General features: G+C 57.1%; 19 protein-coding genes. 8 read left to right on the top strand and 11 right to left on the bottom strand.

Annotated features, from left to right (window positions below):
* Positions 1 to 9 precede the first annotated feature (9 nt).
* Together FAES_RS12470 and FAES_RS12465 are read left to right on the top strand one after the other, a co-directional pair.
* Positions 10 to 519: a nuclear transport factor 2 family protein gene (locus tag FAES_RS12470; RefSeq protein ID WP_051054108.1), complete on the top strand. Its 510-nt coding sequence runs from the start codon at positions 10 to 12 to the stop codon at positions 517 to 519.
* 49 nt (positions 520 to 568) lie between these two features.
* On the top strand, positions 569 to 946 hold the full coding sequence (locus tag FAES_RS12465; RefSeq protein ID WP_041257821.1) for a hypothetical protein: 378 nt from the start codon (positions 569 to 571) through the stop codon (positions 944 to 946).
* Positions 947 to 954: 8 nt separating this feature from the next.
* On the opposite strand, the gene FAES_RS12460 is transcribed toward FAES_RS12465, so the two are convergent.
* Positions 955 to 1,977, bottom strand: a complete 1,023-nt coding sequence (locus FAES_RS12460; RefSeq protein ID WP_015331569.1) for a glycoside hydrolase family 130 protein — start codon at positions 1,975 to 1,977, stop codon at positions 955 to 957.
* Between the two features lie 97 nt (positions 1,978 to 2,074).
* On the opposite strand from FAES_RS12460, the gene FAES_RS12455 reads away from it, so the two are divergent.
* Both FAES_RS12455 and FAES_RS30385 read left to right on the top strand, forming a co-directional pair.
* Positions 2,075 to 2,296 carry a hypothetical protein gene (locus tag FAES_RS12455; protein ID WP_041257820.1) on the top strand — a complete coding sequence of 74 codons (222 nt, stop codon included), beginning with the start codon at positions 2,075 to 2,077 and terminating at the stop codon, positions 2,294 to 2,296.
* 125 nt (positions 2,297 to 2,421) lie between these two features.
* Positions 2,422 to 2,592 carry a hypothetical protein gene (locus tag FAES_RS30385; RefSeq protein WP_015331567.1) on the top strand — a complete coding sequence of 57 codons (171 nt, stop codon included), beginning with the start codon at positions 2,422 to 2,424 and terminating at the stop codon, positions 2,590 to 2,592.
* A gap of 108 nt (positions 2,593 to 2,700) precedes the next feature.
* Here FAES_RS30385 and FAES_RS12450 read toward each other — a convergent pair whose 3' ends face one another.
* Both FAES_RS12450 and FAES_RS12445 read right to left on the bottom strand, forming a co-directional pair.
* The gene (locus tag FAES_RS12450) at positions 2,701 to 3,315 is read right to left on the bottom strand and encodes a LysE family translocator (RefSeq protein ID WP_015331566.1); all 615 of its coding nucleotides are present in this window, start codon (positions 3,313 to 3,315) and stop codon (positions 2,701 to 2,703) included.
* Between the two features lie 84 nt (positions 3,316 to 3,399).
* Entirely contained in the window at positions 3,400 to 3,948 is a 549-nt protein-coding gene (locus FAES_RS12445) for an NUDIX domain-containing protein (protein WP_015331565.1), read from the bottom strand.
* A gap of 131 nt (positions 3,949 to 4,079) precedes the next feature.
* Between FAES_RS12445 and FAES_RS12440 the strand changes: the two genes are divergently transcribed.
* Complete coding sequence (locus FAES_RS12440) at positions 4,080 to 5,072, top strand: cation diffusion facilitator family transporter (RefSeq protein WP_015331564.1); 993 nt, start codon at positions 4,080 to 4,082, stop codon at positions 5,070 to 5,072.
* Between the two features lie 407 nt (positions 5,073 to 5,479).
* Positions 5,480 to 6,400 carry a TIM barrel protein gene (locus FAES_RS12435; RefSeq protein ID WP_041257819.1) on the top strand — a complete coding sequence of 307 codons (921 nt, stop codon included), beginning with the start codon at positions 5,480 to 5,482 and terminating at the stop codon, positions 6,398 to 6,400.
* Positions 6,401 to 6,512: 112 nt separating this feature from the next.
* Here the strand turns inward: FAES_RS12435 and FAES_RS12430 are convergent, their stop codons facing one another.
* The 6 genes from FAES_RS12430 to FAES_RS12405 all read right to left on the bottom strand — a co-directional run bounded on the left by FAES_RS12430 (position 6,513) and on the right by FAES_RS12405 (position 9,672).
* A complete protein-coding gene (locus FAES_RS12430) occupies positions 6,513 to 6,938 on the bottom strand; it encodes a BrxA/BrxB family bacilliredoxin (protein ID WP_015331562.1) in 426 nt (141 codons plus the stop codon).
* 138 nt (positions 6,939 to 7,076) lie between these two features.
* Complete coding sequence (locus tag FAES_RS12425) at positions 7,077 to 7,388, bottom strand: SUF system Fe-S cluster assembly protein (protein ID WP_041258884.1); 312 nt, start codon at positions 7,386 to 7,388, stop codon at positions 7,077 to 7,079.
* 76 nt (positions 7,389 to 7,464) lie between these two features.
* On the bottom strand, positions 7,465 to 7,893 hold the full coding sequence (locus tag FAES_RS12420; RefSeq protein WP_015331560.1) for a SufE family protein: 429 nt from the start codon (positions 7,891 to 7,893) through the stop codon (positions 7,465 to 7,467).
* Positions 7,894 to 7,895: 2 nt separating this feature from the next.
* A complete protein-coding gene (locus FAES_RS12415; protein ID WP_015331559.1) occupies positions 7,896 to 8,180 on the bottom strand; it encodes a type II toxin-antitoxin system RelE/ParE family toxin in 285 nt (94 codons plus the stop codon).
* A complete protein-coding gene (locus FAES_RS12410; protein ID WP_015331558.1) occupies positions 8,177 to 8,410 on the bottom strand; it encodes a hypothetical protein in 234 nt (77 codons plus the stop codon). The genes FAES_RS12415 and FAES_RS12410 overlap by 4 nt, the downstream gene beginning before the upstream one ends.
* Before the next feature lie 23 nt (positions 8,411 to 8,433).
* On the bottom strand, positions 8,434 to 9,672 hold the full coding sequence (locus FAES_RS12405; protein ID WP_015331557.1) for a cysteine desulfurase: 1,239 nt from the start codon (positions 9,670 to 9,672) through the stop codon (positions 8,434 to 8,436).
* A 316-nt stretch (positions 9,673 to 9,988) separates the two neighbouring features.
* Here FAES_RS12405 and FAES_RS12400 point away from each other — a divergent pair, with 316 nt between their 5' ends.
* Positions 9,989 to 10,471 (top strand): GNAT family N-acetyltransferase, encoded by a 483-nt coding sequence (locus tag FAES_RS12400; protein WP_015331556.1) that lies wholly within the window; start codon positions 9,989 to 9,991, stop codon positions 10,469 to 10,471.
* 433 nt (positions 10,472 to 10,904) lie between these two features.
* Complete coding sequence (locus FAES_RS12395; protein WP_310589921.1) at positions 10,905 to 13,655, top strand: non-ribosomal peptide synthetase; 2,751 nt, start codon at positions 10,905 to 10,907, stop codon at positions 13,653 to 13,655.
* Between the two features lie 14 nt (positions 13,656 to 13,669).
* Here FAES_RS12395 and FAES_RS12390 read toward each other — a convergent pair whose 3' ends face one another.
* Both FAES_RS12390 and FAES_RS12385 read right to left on the bottom strand, forming a co-directional pair.
* Positions 13,670 to 15,142, bottom strand: a complete 1,473-nt coding sequence (locus FAES_RS12390) for a TolC family protein (RefSeq protein ID WP_015331554.1) — start codon at positions 15,140 to 15,142, stop codon at positions 13,670 to 13,672.
* A 125-nt stretch (positions 15,143 to 15,267) separates the two neighbouring features.
* On the bottom strand, positions 15,268 to 16,629 hold the full coding sequence (locus FAES_RS12385; RefSeq protein ID WP_041257818.1) for an HlyD family secretion protein: 1,362 nt from the start codon (positions 16,627 to 16,629) through the stop codon (positions 15,268 to 15,270).
* Positions 16,630 to 16,633: the final 4 nt, after the last annotated feature.

The raw sequence follows: 16,633 nt of genomic DNA, 5'->3' as shown, positions 1-16,633 counted from the left end.
AACTGACCAATGACCCGTCGACAACGCAACCGAACCGGGGCAGCCCTCGCCCTGACCACCCTCCTGACCCTGGCAGGTACGTCTTTAGCGCCCGCCCAGCCAACTGTGCCGCCAACGGCTCCGGCGCCCATTGCCAATGCTACCGTCGTCAGCAACTTTCTGGCCGCCGTGCAACGCGGCGACCGGGCACAGGTAGCAGCGCTGCTCCACCCCAACGTGCGCTGGTATCAGCCAGGCAGCAACGCCCTGTCGGGCCTGAAACCATCGCGTGAGGCCGTGTTTGCCATGTCGGCCCGGATTCACGAACACACCGCCCGCAGCTACCGGATTACCGACATCTCAGCGCTGAGCACCAACGGATCGAGCGTTGCCGTTCGGCTGCATTTCTCGGCCGCCAGCCCGGTTATGGTGCTCGACGTGGACAACATCGACGTATTCAAGGTGCAGGATGGCCTCATCACCGAGGTGCGGGTACACTCGGCCAACCTGTACCATGAAAATGCCTTCTGGGGCAACTAACGTGCTTTTTCCGACCAGTTACCAATTCATCCATAAACCAATCGATGCTATGAAATCGCTGCAAACTGTGCTATTCGTCAATGCGCTTTCGTCGGGAGCTACTGGCCTGCTGCTGGCTTTTGCCGCCCCATCTCTTGCACCGCTGTTCGGTACGTTATCGCCCGCCATCCTGCGCGAAGTGGGCCTTTTCCTCCTGCTGTTTGCCGGGTACGTTGGGTACGTTGGCTACCAGACGCCAAGTCAGCTCCGGGCGGTGCAACTCGTCATCTGGCTCGACCGGCTGTGGGTCATTGCCAGCGGGATCGTGCTGCTGCTACCCAATACGGGGCTGAGTGGCCTGGGTAAGCTTATCATACTGGCGGTGGCCATCTGGGTGGCGCTGATGGCTTACCTGCAAGCCACCAACGCCAAGAAGCTAACCGCTTAGCGGCTCGGTTACTCCAGCACGGCCAGCCCCACGCCCGAGTCGGCGGCACCGTAGTAGACCCACCAGCCGCCTTCCGGCCTACGTACCCAGCCGTTGCTGAAGACCACATTCGGAAAGAAGCCTTCGCGCTCCCAGGTACGTTCGGGGGTGAGCAGCGGGGCCGTTGAGCGGTCGAGCACATGGGCGGGGTCGTGCGCATCGAGCAGGGCGAGGGCTAAGCTGTATTCGTGGTTAGTGCTTGCCCCGTGGTAGAGCACCAGCCAGCCATCATCGACGCGCATGGGTTCGGGACCGGCACCGATTTTCAGGTACTCCCAATCGGCCCCCGAAGCGCCGAAGATAAACCGGTGATTTCCCCAATGCAGGCCGTCCATCGACTCGGTCAGCCAGATCGAGGGCTTACCAATGTCGGAGACCATCGGGCGGTGAAGCATCATCAGCTTACCGCCGATCCGCTCCGGAAAGAGGCACACGTCTTTGTTGGGCGGCGGCAGGATCATGCCCACGCGCTCGACGTGCTGAAAATCGGTGGTGCGGGCCAGCCCAACGCCCGGCCCGTTGGCCGATACAGCGGTGTAGGTGATCCAGTACATCCCGTCGACGTGTGTGATGCGGGCGTCTTCGATGCCGAAAGCTTCGTCGGCGCGGGCAGGAAACAGAAACGGCTTTTCGTCGACCTTAAAATGCACTCCGTCGCGGCTGCGAGCCAGGCGCAGGTGGCTGAGTGAGGTCAGGTACGTTTGCCCGTCGATGGTCACCACGCGGGGGTCATAGTCGCCCTTAGGCTCGCGAAACTGCTTCACATTCAGGGCCGGTTTTCCGTTGACCAGTTCAACGATGGGTACGTGGAGCCAACCGCGCTCGGGCCGGGGTGCTTCGGCCACCCGGAGCAGCAGCAGAATTTCGTCGCCGAAGCGACAAGCCGCCGGATTGAACGCCCCCAGCACGTCGAACCCATCTACTGAGGGTTTTACGTCGGCGGTTTGTAGGATCGGTTGGTCGGAATACCGGGTTAATGTGTAGTTTTTCATGCGTTGCGCGAGGCCATTCCCTCAAATGATTTATCTACTAAACAACCAATGGCTCAGCCAGAAGTTATGTAGTCCGAACCTAATCAATACACACAACATGGCAACTGCATTCAACCAATTCGACGAACAGGACGATGTGCTGATGATGAACCCTGCACCCGGCAAGGCTGAATTTGGTGACGAAGGCTCTGGAGCAACCAGTGGTTATGGCGACGCGGATGACGACGAATTTGCCGACGATGCGATCGAAGAAGACTCGCTGGAGACCGACATGGACGACGACCTGCGCGGCGACGACATCGACGACGACGATCTATAAATGATTATCCGTTTACTGTTTGCGGTCTTCTGTTCACTGTTGGCTGGCGCAACCCTACTTGAGCGCCAGCCAACAGTGAACAGAAGACAGTGAACTGTGAATATCAATAGTACAAACCGCCTATCATGCAACCACAAACAGACAAGCCCGGCCAGCCGGAGCGCGCTTCCGACGAGTCGACGGCGCCCGATAGTGAAACCCAGTCGTCAGCCAGCAGCGCGCAGGGCGCCCGGAATAATCCCGAGCTGAACGAAGAAAAAACCGGCTCCCGGGAAAACGAACCCGCAGAAGGATAAGCATGGGTTACGCAATGAAGAGTAGGGATCATGAAATGGCTGACGCACACACTACAGGGGCGTCAGCCATTTCGTGATCCCTACTCTTCATTGTATAATTCACAGCGCCTAACTCAGCAATTTGACCCAGGCCAGGCGCAGGGCCACGACGATGAATACGACACCGGTGACGCGGTTGAAGGCCAAGGCAACCTTGGGGGTAAACAAGCGCTTCAGTTTATGCGCGAAAATGGCCAGCGAGGCTTCGGCAACGGCCACGCCTACCAGCGCAAACGCCATGAAGACCACCTGCTGATTGGCCGTATAGCGCAACGAATGCCGGAGATAGGCCGCGATAGTCACCCACGACACGAAGTTGATGGGGTTCAGCGCATTGAGCAGAAAACCCGTTGTGAAATAATAGGCGTAGTTGCCCAGTTTGGTTTTGGGATACGCAATGCGCGGGGTGCCCTTGATGATGTTGAACAGCCCCAGCACGATCAGAAAAACGACCCCGATGAACGCCAGAACCGGCTCCAATTCCTCCGAATGGGGAATCATCGACGTACCCAGCAACGCAAACGTAACGTAAATCAGATCGCCCAGCACGACGCCGGCCGTGATGGTCAGTCCGGCTTTGTAGCCGTTATCGACGCTGTTCTGAATCAGAGCAAAGAACACCGTACCGAAGGTGAGGCACAGGGCAACGCCCGTCAGAAAGCCTAGAAGAACAGGAAGAATCATGAATTAAACGCCGTTGGCCAATCTGTTTTTAGACGGCACAGCGGAAATGGCGTACTTATTGACTGACAACGGCCTGCTTTTGTTTTAAACGCCGCGCAACCGTGCTACCATCAGTAACCCGGCCATGCTGATTGAGTCGGTGATGCGGCCGTCCATCACCATGTTGATGGCCTCCGTCAGCGGCACCTTCTGCACCTGCAGGTCTTCGGTTTCCTCGGGGGCGTGGGGGCCGGGGGTGAGCTCTTCGGCAATGTAGATAAAGCCTTCTTCATCGGTGGCCGAATTGGAGGTATGAATACGGGCCAGTTTGGTCCATTTGGCCGCGATCAGGCCCGTTTCCTCGCGCAGTTCACGCTGGGCCGACTCCAGCGGATCGGTCCCGACGGGTGAGCCACCTTCGGGGAGTTCCCAGGTGTATTCCTCAAGCGTGTACCGATACTGGCCAACCAGGTACGTGTTTCCGTCGGCATCAATGGGAATCACCCCAACGGCTTTGTTCTTAAAACTAACCACCCCATAAATACCCGGCGTTCCGGCAGGCGTCAACACGTTTTCGTGCCTGAGGGTGAGCCAATTGTTCTCGTATCGAACGGTTGAATCGAGTGTTTTCCAGGGGTTTTCTGTTGTGTTCATACGGGCGAAAATACAACCGTTTCGGCCCGTGATGGCTATCTTTACCAAGTTACTCGACGTTGGCCTCTGGATAGTAGCTAGTTCCGACGATTCGTCATCCGTTCTCCAGTACCCAACGTCTTTTCCGTTGAATGACTTCCATTAAACAGACCAAATACCGTTGGATGGCCCTCTCGCTGGGCGTGAGTGTCGTGTTGCTGATCCTTAAGTTCACGGCCTTTTACCTCACGCAGTCGACCGCCATCCTGACCGACGCCCTGGAATCCATCGTCAATGTGATCGCCAGCGGTTTCGCGCTTTACAGTTTGTACATCGCCGGCCTCCCCCGCGATCAGAACCACCCCTACGGCCACGGCAAAGTCGAGTACCTGTCGTCGGGCTTTGAAGGGGCTCTGATTCTGTCGGCCGGGCTGGTGATCATCTACGAGGCGGTCGTCAGCTTTCTGGAACCCCACGCTCTGTCTGATCTGGGCTGGGGTGTGGGGCTGGTGGCGTTTACCACCGCCGCCAACGCCTTGCTGGGCTACGCGCTGGTTCAGCAGGGGCGCAAGGTAGACTCGATCGCCCTGCTGGCCGATGGCCGCCATCTGCTGGTCGACAGCGTCAGTAGTATCGTGGTGGTGATTGGTGTGGGGCTGGTCTGGTTTACCGGCTGGGTCTGGCTCGACCGGGCGCTGGCCCTGGTGCTCTCGCTGTTCATTATTTACAACGGCTGGTCGTTGGTGCGGCAGTCGGTGGGGCGGTTGCTCGATGAAACCGACGCCCCCACCATCGACCGCGTGGTTACCCTGCTGAACACCAACCGGCGCCCCGCCTGGATCGACGTGCATAATCTGCGCGTACAGAAATACGGGGCCGATCTGCACATCGACTGCCACCTGACCCTCCCCTACTACTGGGATCTGCTTCAGACGCACGAAGAAGTGCACCGGTTTGAAGAGACGCTACAGAACGGCTTTACCAGTGAAGTCGAAATCTTCGTTCATGCCGACCCCTGCCTCAAAGAGTGTTGCCACTATTGCCACGTGGCTAACTGCCCCGTCCGGGCCCATGAGCTTGTTCGGGAGGTCGTCTGGACGGCCGAGAACCTGCCCCTCAATCAGAAGCATTTTGTGCCAGCCTGAGGAGCAATGTATAATGGCTGATGGATGATGGACAAGCATGGCTACCGGGGTCTAACTCCGTCAGCAAAAGCACATTGTCCATTATGCATCATCCATTCTCCATTATTATCCTCTTTTTTCTTGACATATTCACGGAAAAAATTGTATCTTTCGACTGTATCATTTGCTGATGCCACAGAAGTCGGTTCACCAACAAGATGATATTCAGGTTGTATTCTGAACTGGAAAGGCGGGTTGCGCTACAGCCCGCCTTTTTTTATGCCCTAAAAGTCGGTCATTTGTCTCGCCCAGGCGTCTTTGAGCGAGTGGGGCACAAGCCCCTTCATCGTTAGAAGACAGCCCATTACTCCTTACTAATTGTGGTGGCTGTGCTGCCCATGGTCTCTAAAACGACTCACTCCAAAATCATGACTAACTACTCGACACGTCGCACCTTTCTGAAGGCCGCCGGTTCGCTTTCCGCCATGGCGTTCCTGCCCACCTGGGCCGAAGCCACTTCAGCGCCTCAGAAAACTTTCTTCGATATTTCGCTGGCCGAATGGTCGTTGCACAAGGCCCTGTTCGCCAAAAAAATTACCAACCTCGATTTCCCTGGCATCGCCCGCAAGGAGTTCGGGATTGGCATTGTGGAGTACGTCAATCAGTTTATGAAAGACAAAGCCACCGATACGGCCTACCTGAATGAGCTGCTGATGCGCTGCAAAGACAACGGCATCAAGAACAACCTGATCATGATCGATGGCGAAGGAGCCTTGGCCGAACTCGACGCGACCAAACGCAATCAGGCAGTTGAGAATCACAAGAAGTGGGTCGATTGCGCCAAATACCTCGGTTGCAAAACCATCCGCGTCAATGCGCAGGGTAGTGGCGAAGCGGCCGAGGTGGCCAAAGCCGCTGTCGAGGGGCTAAGCAAACTGGGCGAAATTGGCAAGGCGGCGGGTATCAACATCATCGTCGAAAACCACGGCGGTCTGTCGTCCAACGGGGCGTGGCTGTCGGGCGTGATGAAATCCGTCGGTATGAAGAATGTGGGTACGTTGCCCGATTTCGGCAACTTCTGCCTTAAGCGGGGCAAAGACGGCTGTGAAGAGTCGTATGACCGCTACCTGGGTACGCAGCAGCTAATGGCGTTTGCCAAGGGCGCTTCGGCCAAAACGTATGATTTCGACGCGCAGGGTAACTGCGTCGAAACGGATTACGCCCGCATCATGCAGATTCTGAAAGACGCCAAGTTCAAAGGCATCGTCGGCATCGAATACGAAGGCGATAAAGTCGACGAGTACGAAGGCATCCGCAAAACGAAAGCCCTGCTCGAGCGTCTGGGTTGATTAATGTATACTGAATGATGGACAATGTATAATGGGCTGACCGGTCCGCCGGCGCGGCGCCTTACTCTTGCGCCAGCCCATTATACATTGTCCATCATTCATTATACATTAATTACGCTTTCTCGCAGAACTCTTCCAGCGCCATTTCGAGGTGCTGGGCGATCATCTGAGCCGAGCGGCCCTCGATGTGGTGACGCTCGATGAAATGCACGAGTTCACCATCTTTGAAAATACCGATTGCCGGCGATGACGGCGGGTAAGGCAGCAGGTATTCGCGCATCCGGGCGGTCGCGTCGAGGTCGGCACCGGCAAACACCGTCACGAGCTGATCGGGCTTTACGTCGGTCGCCGACAGCGCCATTTTCACGCCGGGGCGGGCCGCACCGGCCGCACAACCACACACTGAGTTCACGACCACGAGCGTAGTGCCCTGTGCGTTGGCCATAGCGGTATCAACGTCGGTGGCAGTGGTCAATTCCTGAAACCCTACACTGGTCAGGTCTTCCCGCATGGGGGCAACTAAATGAGGAGGATACATAACTGAATTAAGTCTTGACAGTCTGTTAGTAAAAGTACGAAGTCTGGATAGTCTATGGAGGAGTGAGCGCTGCAAAATCGCAAAACCGACTTTTCAGACTCCGCACTGCTGTTAAAACGACTTTCCGGGCTAGAAAGATCACATAAAACCAAGTTCGAGTTTGGCCACTTCCGACATCATATCGGAGGTATAGGGCGGATCAAAGGTCAGCTCGACGCTTACGTCGTTGACGCCTTCCACCTCACGCACTTTCTGCTCGATCTCGCCCGGAATGGAACCGGCCGATGGGCAGGAGGGTGAGGTCAGCGTCATCAGGATGTAGACGTTGTTGACCGGAAATATTTTGATGTCGTAGATCAGGCCAAGCTCGTAAACGTCGACCGGGATCTCGGGGTCGTATACGCCTTTGAGGGCCAGCACGACCTGCTCTTTCAGCTCTTCTTCTGACATAATCGTAGCAACCATATCGTTTGATGTCTGCGGGTTAAAATTGGGAAATTTACCGTTTCGCGCTCGACGTATAGCCTCAGGCGTCAGACAGCAAACTATTTTTAGCAAAGGTTTTCATCCGCTGAATCATCGACGCCATGCCACCCGCCCGCCGCGACGTAACGAGGTTACTGAGCCCGATACGATCGATGAAATACAGATCGGCGTTGGCCACGGCGTCGGCTTTCTGGTCCGACAGTACCCGGATGAGCAGGCTCACCAGGCCCCGGCTGATCTGGGCGGTAGGCTCGGCGTCGGCCTCGAAATGCACCGTATCGCCCTGTAGCTCGCTATCCAGCCACACCTTCGACTGGCAGCCCTGAATGAGCTTATCGTCGGTATGGAACGACTCGGGCCGGGGCGGCAGTTTCTTGCCGAGGTCGATGATGTACTGCGTTTTGTCGAGTTGATCATCGAAGAGGTCGAATTCCTCGATGATTTCGTCTTGCGTCTCGTTAATTGTCATACTCAAATTTTGCCCAGCGGGCGACCCATCGGCCGAATTGCCAGTACACGAACCACGTTATCCTGATATTGGTAAACCAGCCGAAATCGGCGAACAAAGACTTCCCTGATGAACCGAATTTGAAGTTCGGGAACGAGCCGGCCCATTTCTGGAAAGTTCAGCAATGTGGTCACCTTTTTCTCCAACTCATCCGACCAGTCATCGGCCAGCGCCGGTGAATGATCGTAGAGTTGTGCGTATATTAGTCTGACATCCTCTTTAGCGTCAGGTTCCCAGATCAGATTCATTGCACACTGCGTTCACGCTGAGCCTTCACCTGATTTTTAAAGTCGGCGAATTCAAGCATAAACACATCGTGTGGAGTACCCTCCGTGTGCTTTGCTTTCTCTGCCCGTTCGTTGATGAGGCGAATAAACAGAATTCGCTCAATCAAGTCTTCAGAGGAGACTTTGTCGGGCAGGTCCTGAAAGCTATCGAGCACCTGTTTTTTGTCCAGCAGAACGTCGTCGCTTAGCATCTGAGCTTAGGTTTAGGGTGAGCTTAGGCCATCATCGTTTTTACGCGCTCAAGGCCCTTCACCAGCCGGTCGATTTCGTCGGTCGTGTTGTAAACCGAGAACGAGGCCCGCGTGGTTCCGGCAATACCCAATCGGCGCATCAGCGGCTGCGTACAATGGTGTCCGGTACGTACCGCAATTCCCTGCTGATCCAGAATAACGCCCGTGTCTTCGTGGTGGATACCATCGAGCACGAATGAGATCACGCTTATTTTTTCTTTGGCGTTCCCCACGATACGTAGTCCGTCAATACCCTGCAGCGCCTCGGTTGCGTAGGCCAACAACTCGTGCTCGTAAGCGGCAATGTTCTCTTTCCCCAGCGAGTCGACGTAATCAAGCGCGCTTTTGACGGCGATCACGTCGGCGATGTTGGGCGTACCGGCTTCAAACTTATAGGGAATGTCGTTGTAGGTCGTTTTCTCAAAGGTCACTTCCTTGATCATCTCGCCCCCACCCCGGAATGGCGGCATGGCTTCGAGCAACGCCCGCTTGCCATAGAGCACGCCCATCCCCGTGGGGCCAAACAGTTTGTGGGCCGAGAAAACATAGAAATCACAATCCAGCGCCTGCACGTCGATGTCGATGTGCGAAGTCGCCTGCGCCCCGTCGATCAGCACCACCGCCCCGACCGCGTGGGCCTTGTCGATGATCGTTTTGACCGGGTTGATGGTGCCGAGCGCGTTGGAAACGTGCACCACCGACACCAGTTTGGTGCGTTCGGTGAGCAGCTTCTCGTACTCGTCCAGCAGCAGATCACCGTTGTCATCGATCGGGATTACCTTCAGCACACAGCCGCGCTCTTCGCACAGCATCTGCCAGGGCACGATGTTGGAATGGTGTTCGAGGGTCGAGATGATCACCTCGTCGCCCACGCCCAGGTACGTCCGGCCGTAGGTTTTAGCGACCAGGTTGATGCCGTCGGTGGTGCCGTATGTGAAGATGATTTCTTCGGCCTCGCGGGCATTCAGGAACGACTGCACAGCCCGCCGCGTCGCTTCAAACGAGGCCGTAGCCCGTTCGGCGAGGGCGTGGATACCCCGGTGGATGTTGGCGTTGTCGTGTTCGTAGTAGCGAGTGAGCGCATCGAGCACGGCCCGGGGCTTCTGCGTGGTGGCGGCATTATCGAAATAAACCAGCGGCCGACCGTTGACGAGTTGGTTGAGTACCGGAAAATCGGCCCGAATCTGGGCAATGTCGAGCGGTGTCTGCGTAATGGCTTGCATACAGGAAGAACACCGGAACCGCCCCAAAAAGTTGGCATAGAAGCAGGAATCTAATGCCTAGCAATCAATCCATTCGCCTTTTCCCGGCAACTTTCGTATACTGCCATTACCAGTCGAACGTACCCGGCAGGCACAGGTTGGATAAAGAAGCCTGACTTATCAACCCGGATAAAGACCTGGCACGTCAGCAACTCAACGCCCGACTACCCTACCGATCAACTCACTGACACTATCGAATCATGCAGGAGCTAAATGCAGAATTTTTGGTCAATAGATAGTATGATTTACTGTAGAATTCAGAACCATTAGCGTTGACATGACAACCAGTACGATAACTCTGACTAAAACAACGGCAGAGGACCTACATGCCTTTTTTACGTTTCAACTTGATAAAGAGGCGATCTATTTAGCTGCTTTCACGCCCAAGGACCCAACCGACAGGGCGGTTTATATTGAAAAATACACGAAGCACTTGGCCGACCCAACCAACCACACGCGCACCATACGCGTGAATGATGTTATTGTAGGCAGCATAGCCAAATTCATGATGGAGGGCGACGCAGAACTTACGTACTGGATCGATAAACCCTACTGGGGACAGGGTATTGCTACGGCTGCACTCAACGAATTCCTGACCATCGAGCCAAGCCGACCTCTATACGGGCGCGTTGCCTTTGATAATTACGGCTCGCAGCACGTGCTGGAAAAATGCGGCTTTGTGAAAATTGGCACCGACAAAGGGTTTGCCAACGCGCGGCAAGCCGAGATTGAGGAATTCATTTACAAACGGTCGGCTTAACAGCAAACCAATTGTCCCGGTTAGGGCAGAAACTGACGCGACCACAGCACTACACTTCCTGACAGGGCGGGACGGCAGGAAAGCAGTCAGCTGATACGGCATTGCCCACATCAAGCCCGAAGCTAGGACAGGTTCTTGTACTTTGCTAAATCGGGAAACGGAATGATCCCTCTTACGATACCTTTACAAGAGCTTTTTTTGCCTAACAAATTGTGAACACCGCATTAGCAAAGGGTCACAATATATACCTATGTATTTACCACCAAAGACAGCTTGATTAAACTATATCAGTTCATATTTTAATACAAAAAGGGCTAATAGAGCGAAATAAAGGCGATTTTTACCAAAATCTTTCTAGTTGGTAGAGTGACCTCCAACATCGCCTTTAATCTAAATTTAATAGAAGTCTTATCGCTATCCAGCACCTATTTCTGTGAATTCACAGCCAGCCCAATCTTGTAATACATTCACGCCGTCATACGATACGTCTCAAAGTGTTTGTTCGGTGCTGGCCGAAACGGCTCGCCGGTTTACGTCGCGTATGGCTCTGCGGTTTGCCGATGACACGCTCACGTATCAGGACCTGCAGGAGCAGGCCAATCGGGTAGCTCATGCCCTGCTGGCGATGGGTATTCAACGGGGCGATCGGGTGGGGTTGGCAATCGACCGCTCGTTGCCGCTGATCGCGTCGATGCTGGGTATTCTGAAAGCCGGGGCCGCCTACGTACCCGTCGACCCGCAACACCCCACCGACCGCATCACTTACAGCCTCACCGATGCCGGTTGCGTTGTGCTGCTCACGTCGGCGGCGCACCAGGGGCGGTTTGCGCTTCCGGGCGCACGCGAGGTGGTGATCGATGCCTTTTGGCCTACGCTGGCAACGTACCCAGCCACGCCGCCAACGCAGGCGCCCAGCGGCGACGATCTGGCGTATATCCTTTACACGTCGGGCACAACGGGGAGGCCCAAGGGTGTACCCATCCGGCACCATAGCCTCGTCAACCTGCTGCTGAGTCTGCAACAGGAACCAGGTCTGCTACCTACCGATCGCGTGGCCCTCACCACGACTATCGCCTTCGACGTATCGATGGCCGAAATCTTTTTGCCGCTGCTGGTGGGTGCCGAAGCGGTGATGGTCGACGCAGCTACTATGCGGAATGCCGAACAGCTGGCGACCCTGCTGACCGACGAAACCATCACCTGCATCAACACCACGCCCTCTACGCTGCGGATGCTGCTGGCGGTGGGCTGGCCTGGCAATAAAAACCTGCGCATCATTACGGCGGGCGAAGCGCTGCCACTCGACCTGGCCCGGCAACTGACGGCCCGGTGCCGCGACCTCTGGAACTACTATGGCCCTACGGAAGCCACTGTGTATGTGACGGGCAAACAGATTCTGCCCACCGACGACCGCATCACCATCGGTTTTCCCATTGCCAACACGCGCATTTACATCATCGACGAGGCGGGGCAGTTGGCCACCGACGGGCAGGCCGGCGAAATCTGCATTGCCGGCGCCGGGGTGGCCGATGGCTATTACAACCGCCCCGAACTGACCGCCGAAAAATTCATCGACAACCCGTTCAGCGATGAGCCCGACCGGCTGTACCGAACCGGTGATCTGGGGCGCTATCTGAACGGCAACTCGCCCAAAACCAGCGAGGTCTATTACATGGGCCGCCTCGATCATCAGGTGAAAATGCGGGGCTACCGCATCGAACTGGGCGAGATCGAGCATCAGCTTACGCAGTTGGCGTCGATCCGGGCGGCGGCGGTGGTGGCTCACGAAGATACCCTCGGTGAGAAACAATTGGTCGCCTATGTCGTGCCCGAACTGGCCTATCGCCAGCCAGCAGGTACCGAACAAACGACCGCCGTAGCGCCCGAACTGGTGCGAACGTGGCGGCAACAGTTGGGTCAGCACGTACCTGACTACATGGTTCCGGGCGCGTTTGTGGTCCTGCCGGAGCTGCCGCTCACGCCCAACGGCAAAATTGACCGCAAGGCCCTGCCTGCCCCCACCACCGGGCAACGTACCCACCGGCTGGCCAACCACCACACCCTCACACCCGACGAAGCCCTGGTGGCCAACATCTGGGCACAGGTGCTGCCTACGGAACTACTGAGCCTCGACGACAACTTTTTCGAGCTGGGTGGCAACTCAATGATTGCCGTGCAGGTGATGGCCCGGCTGGAAAAGCAGACCGGCCGACGACTCCCCCTGGCCAGCCTGTTTCAGTTTCCGACCATTCGCGCGCTGGCGGGCCTCTTGCAGGCCGATGCCGACGTAATTTCGTGGAAATCGCTGGTACCCATCCGGTCGGCGGGCAGTCGGGAACCGCTTTATATTGTGCACGGCGCAGGCTTGAACGTGTTGCTGTTCAATGCAGTAGCGCAGCACCTCCACCCCGATCAGCCCGTATTTGGTTTGCAGGCGCGGGGCCTCAATGGCATCGATAAACCGTTTCGCACCATCACCGAAATGGCCAGCGCCTACATCGACGAAATTGTGCAGCACAACCCCAGCGGCCCTTACTCGCTCAGCGGGTTTTCGTTTGGGGGTATTGTCGCCTACGAAATGGCGCGGCAGCTACAGGAGCAGGGCCGAAACGTGAGCCTGATCGCCTTATTTGATACGTATGCCCACGATGCGGGTGGTACCCACTCAGGCCTGCGGGTGCGGGGCCAGGCCGTGGGGCTCAACTTCATGAAGCTGCGCCATACCTTGCAGTTGGTTGCCGACCAGGGCGTTCGGCAGGCCGCGCGCTACAAGATGGAGGCCGTTGATCAGCGGTTTATCCGCCAATACTGGCGCGTAAAAGACAGTCGCCGACCCGATCACTGGCTCCGGCGACGGCTCATCCGCTCCTACTGGAACCTGCGCTTCGGCGGCGCTCAACAGCAGGAAGCCCTCTTCGATACCACGTTTCGGATTGAAGCCATCAACGCGGCCGCGCTGAAGCAGTTTGTGCTCATGCCCGCCAACCTGACGGTGCACCTGTTCCGGGCCACGATCCAGACGTTTTACCTCGACGACTACGCCCATTACGGCTGGACCAACTACGCGCTGGGGGGTGTGCACGTCCACGACGTACCCGGCGAGCATAGCTACATCTTTGCGCCACCCAACGACAAGGCGTTTGCGGTCAAATTGCAGGCGGTGCTCGACACCCGGCATCAATAGCGCGCCAGTTGTCCTTACTGCATCTGGTTGGTACCAGCCACGTACCAGAGGTTTGCCAGGGCTTTCTGGTATTTGGTACGCAGTTCTTCCAGCTTCACCCCCAGATCGATGAGTTTACTCTCGCGGGAGTTGACCAGAAACAGCGAGCTTTCGCCCAGACCAAACTTCTGCTGCTCGGCCTGCACGAGGCGGCGCTGGTTGATAAACGTCTGCTCCTGCACGACGATCTGCCGGGCCAGATTCTGCAATTCGTTGCGTGCAGCCAGAATGTCGTTCTGAATGCCGCGCTCGGTTTGCTGGCGTTCCAGTACCAGTTGCTGGCCTTTGATCTGTACCTGCTTGAGCTTACCCCGTTCTTTCCGTAGAAACAGCGGAAACACCACATCCAGACCAATTTTATAATTGTCGCCCCGGAACGAGTAATACGTTGGCAGCTGATCCACCGCCGCACTCAGCAGCGGGGGCGTCTGGCTCAGCAGGGCAGCGCTCAGGTTGATCTGCGGCTGTAACAGCGCCCGCCGAAACCGCTCTTCAACCCGCAACTGCTCGGTTTTGGCCGTCAGTTTGAGCAATTCAGGGTGCTGCTGCATCGCCTGATTGATCAAGGCCTGCACCGTCGCGTTGGCGATTTCGCTGCTGGGAGCCAACTGCGGCACCACGTTGCCAGGCAGATCGATGGGCTGTTCATTGGCCGCCCACAAATAGGCCGACAGCCGCAGGCGGGCGTTTTGCAGATCGACCTCGGCCTGCTGCCGCTGCACCAGCCGGTCCTGCAACGTGATGAGCGCTTCGGTGGTGTCGATCGTCGCCACTTCGCCAACCAATGCCCGCTGCCGGGTGCCCTGAAAACGAACGTCGGCCAGTTGCAGGCCTTCGTCGATCAGGCGGTAGCTGCGGTACGACAAATACCACTCCCAGTACGCCTTGGCGGCGTCGAAAAGCGTTTTGTTGATGTTTTTCAGCCGGTCGGCATCCGCCAGATTCACGCCCAGCCGGGCCTGGCGCAGCGCGTTGCGCCGGGCATCGATGAGCAACGTCTGCCCGATGGGTACGTTCACGCCCACGCCGACCAGCCCCGTGGCGGGTGTGGTGGCTTCGGGGTTCAGCTTGGCCCCAAACGCCCGGTCGTAGGTCACTTTTACATCGGTGCCGAGCGGGGCCACCGGCACCGACAGCTCGGAACCCCACTTGTTGTAATACACGCTCGACAGCCGGTCGCCGTTGGTTTGCGGGCCAAACTCCTTGCGGTCGTAGGTAGCCGACAGCTTGGGGTCAAACGCCCCCCTGGCCTGCATAATGTCGGCGCGGGCTTCCTCGGGCAGTAGCGCCGCCTGCCGCACCAGCGGGTGGTATTGCATCACCGCCTCGAAGAACTCAGCGGCCGTGAAGACAGCCGTATCAGGTCGCGGCGGGGCAGGTGTCTGTGCCTGGCTGGGTACGTGGCTCCATAAACCAATCAGTAGGCCAATCACCTTGTAAAAGGCCATCCGGCGGTGCGCCCTAGCTGGATGAGCGGTACGAGGTTGTCTGTGCTTGTGTCCGTTGACAGATGACTGACAGCTCACGTCGGTCAGGACGCAAGGGGTTGCCACAGCGGCGGACCAGTCTCTACTCATTTTTTGACGGTTGCTTTTTCGTTTGTTGGCTCACTCTGCAAGCTGGGCGGGAAGCCATTCAATTGCCGCCAGATTTCGTACCAGATCGGCACGTCGTCGAGCATCACCCAGCCATATACACCCGACCCCACGCGGAGTTGCTCGGGCCATTTGGGGTCGTGCCCACTTACTTTGGGGCGCACCAGCAGGCGGTATTTCCCGCCCTTGCTGGCTACGGCGTCGATCACGGCGACCTCACCGCCGAACGTACCCACGGCGACCGTGGGCCAACCCGAAAACTGCACGGCCGGCCAGCCATCAAATTCGAGCCGCACGGTTCGGCCCCGCTGAATCAGCGGTACGTCGTTGGGGCGAACAAATAACTCGACCGCAATCGACGGGTTGTCGGGTTGCAGGGTCACGATCGACTCGCCCTCCTTGATGTTTTCGCCAATACCCGCTTTGAACGAGTTAACGACGAAGCCATCCTGCGGGGCCCGGATCACGTACAACCCCCGCCGCACGTCGACGCTACTGATTTTATTGACGATCTTCGAAATCTCGCCCCCGGCTTCGGCCAGATACGACACCGCCGAGCTTCGGTCCGACTGCGCCTTGGCCGTTTTCTCCCGGTAATCGGCCTCAATGTTGGTCAGGTCGATACGGGCGTTGATCAGCTCCTGCCGCGCCACGTTCACCTTGGCTTCCTGCGAAATCAGTTTGGCGTAATCTTCCTGCAGTTTCAGGCGGCGGCTCTCTAGATCGGTGAGCGAGATCAGGCCATCTTTGTACATCTTCTCGGAGCGGGCCAGCCGGTCGATGGCAATCTTGTAGTTGGTGCGTTGGGCCACCAGGTCGGTGCTGTCCATGGTTAGCTTGAAGCGGGCCTGCTTCACCTTGTTCCGGGCCGACTCGAGTTTGGCCTGCAAGCCGGTCTCAAGCGCCGCAATTTGCCCATCGAGTGCCTTGATCTTGGCTTGGGTAGCCTCCAGGCTGCCTTCTTTAGCGTCGAGTTGTTCGCGCAGCCGCTCGGGCAGGTTGGGGTCGAAATACTCGTCTTTCACCTCCGAAATTACCAGCAGCGTATCGCCCCGGCGCACAAACTGCCCGTCGCGCACGTTCCAGCGCTCGATCCGGCCCGCAATGGCGTTCTGTACCGTCTGGGGGCGATCCTGGGGCGTCAGCGCGGTTACCTCGCCTTCGCCGTTGATGTTCTGCTGCCAGGGCAGAAACAACGTACCCAGCAGCACAAACAGAATCACGAGCATCCAGCGCCCGATGGTCCGCCCCGCTCTCAGGTCGGGCAGAGCGTGGAGGGTCTTTAACGGAAATTGATCTATAATGTCGGCCTGAACCCGACTGTTTGATAAATTGAGCATAGTG

The organism is Fibrella aestuarina BUZ 2, assembly GCF_000331105.1.
GTDB classification, from domain to species: Bacteria; Bacteroidota; Bacteroidia; order Cytophagales; family Spirosomataceae; genus Fibrella; species Fibrella aestuarina.
This window is presented reverse-complemented; position numbering and strand designations above follow the sequence as displayed.

What these genes read in the sequence shown, in the direction of transcription:
- FAES_RS12470 (WP_051054108.1), top strand. Translation starts at nt 10, where the DNA reads ATGACCCGTCGACAACGCAACCGAACCGGGGCAGCCCTCGCCCTGACC.
- FAES_RS12465 (WP_041257821.1), top strand. Translation starts at nt 569, where the DNA reads ATGAAATCGCTGCAAACTGTGCTATTCGTCAATGCGCTTTCGTCGGGA.
- FAES_RS12460 (WP_015331569.1), bottom strand. Translation starts at nt 1,977, where the DNA reads ATGAAAAACTACACATTAACCCGGTATTCCGACCAACCGATCCTACAA.
- FAES_RS12455 (WP_041257820.1), top strand. Translation starts at nt 2,075, where the DNA reads ATGGCAACTGCATTCAACCAATTCGACGAACAGGACGATGTGCTGATG.
- FAES_RS30385 (WP_015331567.1), top strand. Translation starts at nt 2,422, where the DNA reads ATGCAACCACAAACAGACAAGCCCGGCCAGCCGGAGCGCGCTTCCGAC.
- FAES_RS12450 (WP_015331566.1), bottom strand. Translation starts at nt 3,315, where the DNA reads ATGATTCTTCCTGTTCTTCTAGGCTTTCTGACGGGCGTTGCCCTGTGC.
- FAES_RS12445 (WP_015331565.1), bottom strand. Translation starts at nt 3,948, where the DNA reads ATGAACACAACAGAAAACCCCTGGAAAACACTCGATTCAACCGTTCGA.
- FAES_RS12440 (WP_015331564.1), top strand. Translation starts at nt 4,080, where the DNA reads ATGACTTCCATTAAACAGACCAAATACCGTTGGATGGCCCTCTCGCTG.
- FAES_RS12435 (WP_041257819.1), top strand. Translation starts at nt 5,480, where the DNA reads ATGACTAACTACTCGACACGTCGCACCTTTCTGAAGGCCGCCGGTTCG.
- FAES_RS12430 (WP_015331562.1), bottom strand. Translation starts at nt 6,938, where the DNA reads ATGTATCCTCCTCATTTAGTTGCCCCCATGCGGGAAGACCTGACCAGT.
- FAES_RS12425 (WP_041258884.1), bottom strand. Translation starts at nt 7,388, where the DNA reads ATGTCAGAAGAAGAGCTGAAAGAGCAGGTCGTGCTGGCCCTCAAAGGC.
- FAES_RS12420 (WP_015331560.1), bottom strand. Translation starts at nt 7,893, where the DNA reads ATGACAATTAACGAGACGCAAGACGAAATCATCGAGGAATTCGACCTC.
- FAES_RS12415 (WP_015331559.1), bottom strand. Translation starts at nt 8,180, where the DNA reads ATGAATCTGATCTGGGAACCTGACGCTAAAGAGGATGTCAGACTAATA.
- FAES_RS12410 (WP_015331558.1), bottom strand. Translation starts at nt 8,410, where the DNA reads ATGCTAAGCGACGACGTTCTGCTGGACAAAAAACAGGTGCTCGATAGC.
- FAES_RS12405 (WP_015331557.1), bottom strand. Translation starts at nt 9,672, where the DNA reads ATGCAAGCCATTACGCAGACACCGCTCGACATTGCCCAGATTCGGGCC.
- FAES_RS12400 (WP_015331556.1), top strand. Translation starts at nt 9,989, where the DNA reads ATGACAACCAGTACGATAACTCTGACTAAAACAACGGCAGAGGACCTA.
- FAES_RS12390 (WP_015331554.1), bottom strand. Translation starts at nt 15,142, where the DNA reads ATGGCCTTTTACAAGGTGATTGGCCTACTGATTGGTTTATGGAGCCAC.
- FAES_RS12385 (WP_041257818.1), bottom strand. Translation starts at nt 16,629, where the DNA reads ATGCTCAATTTATCAAACAGTCGGGTTCAGGCCGACATTATAGATCAA.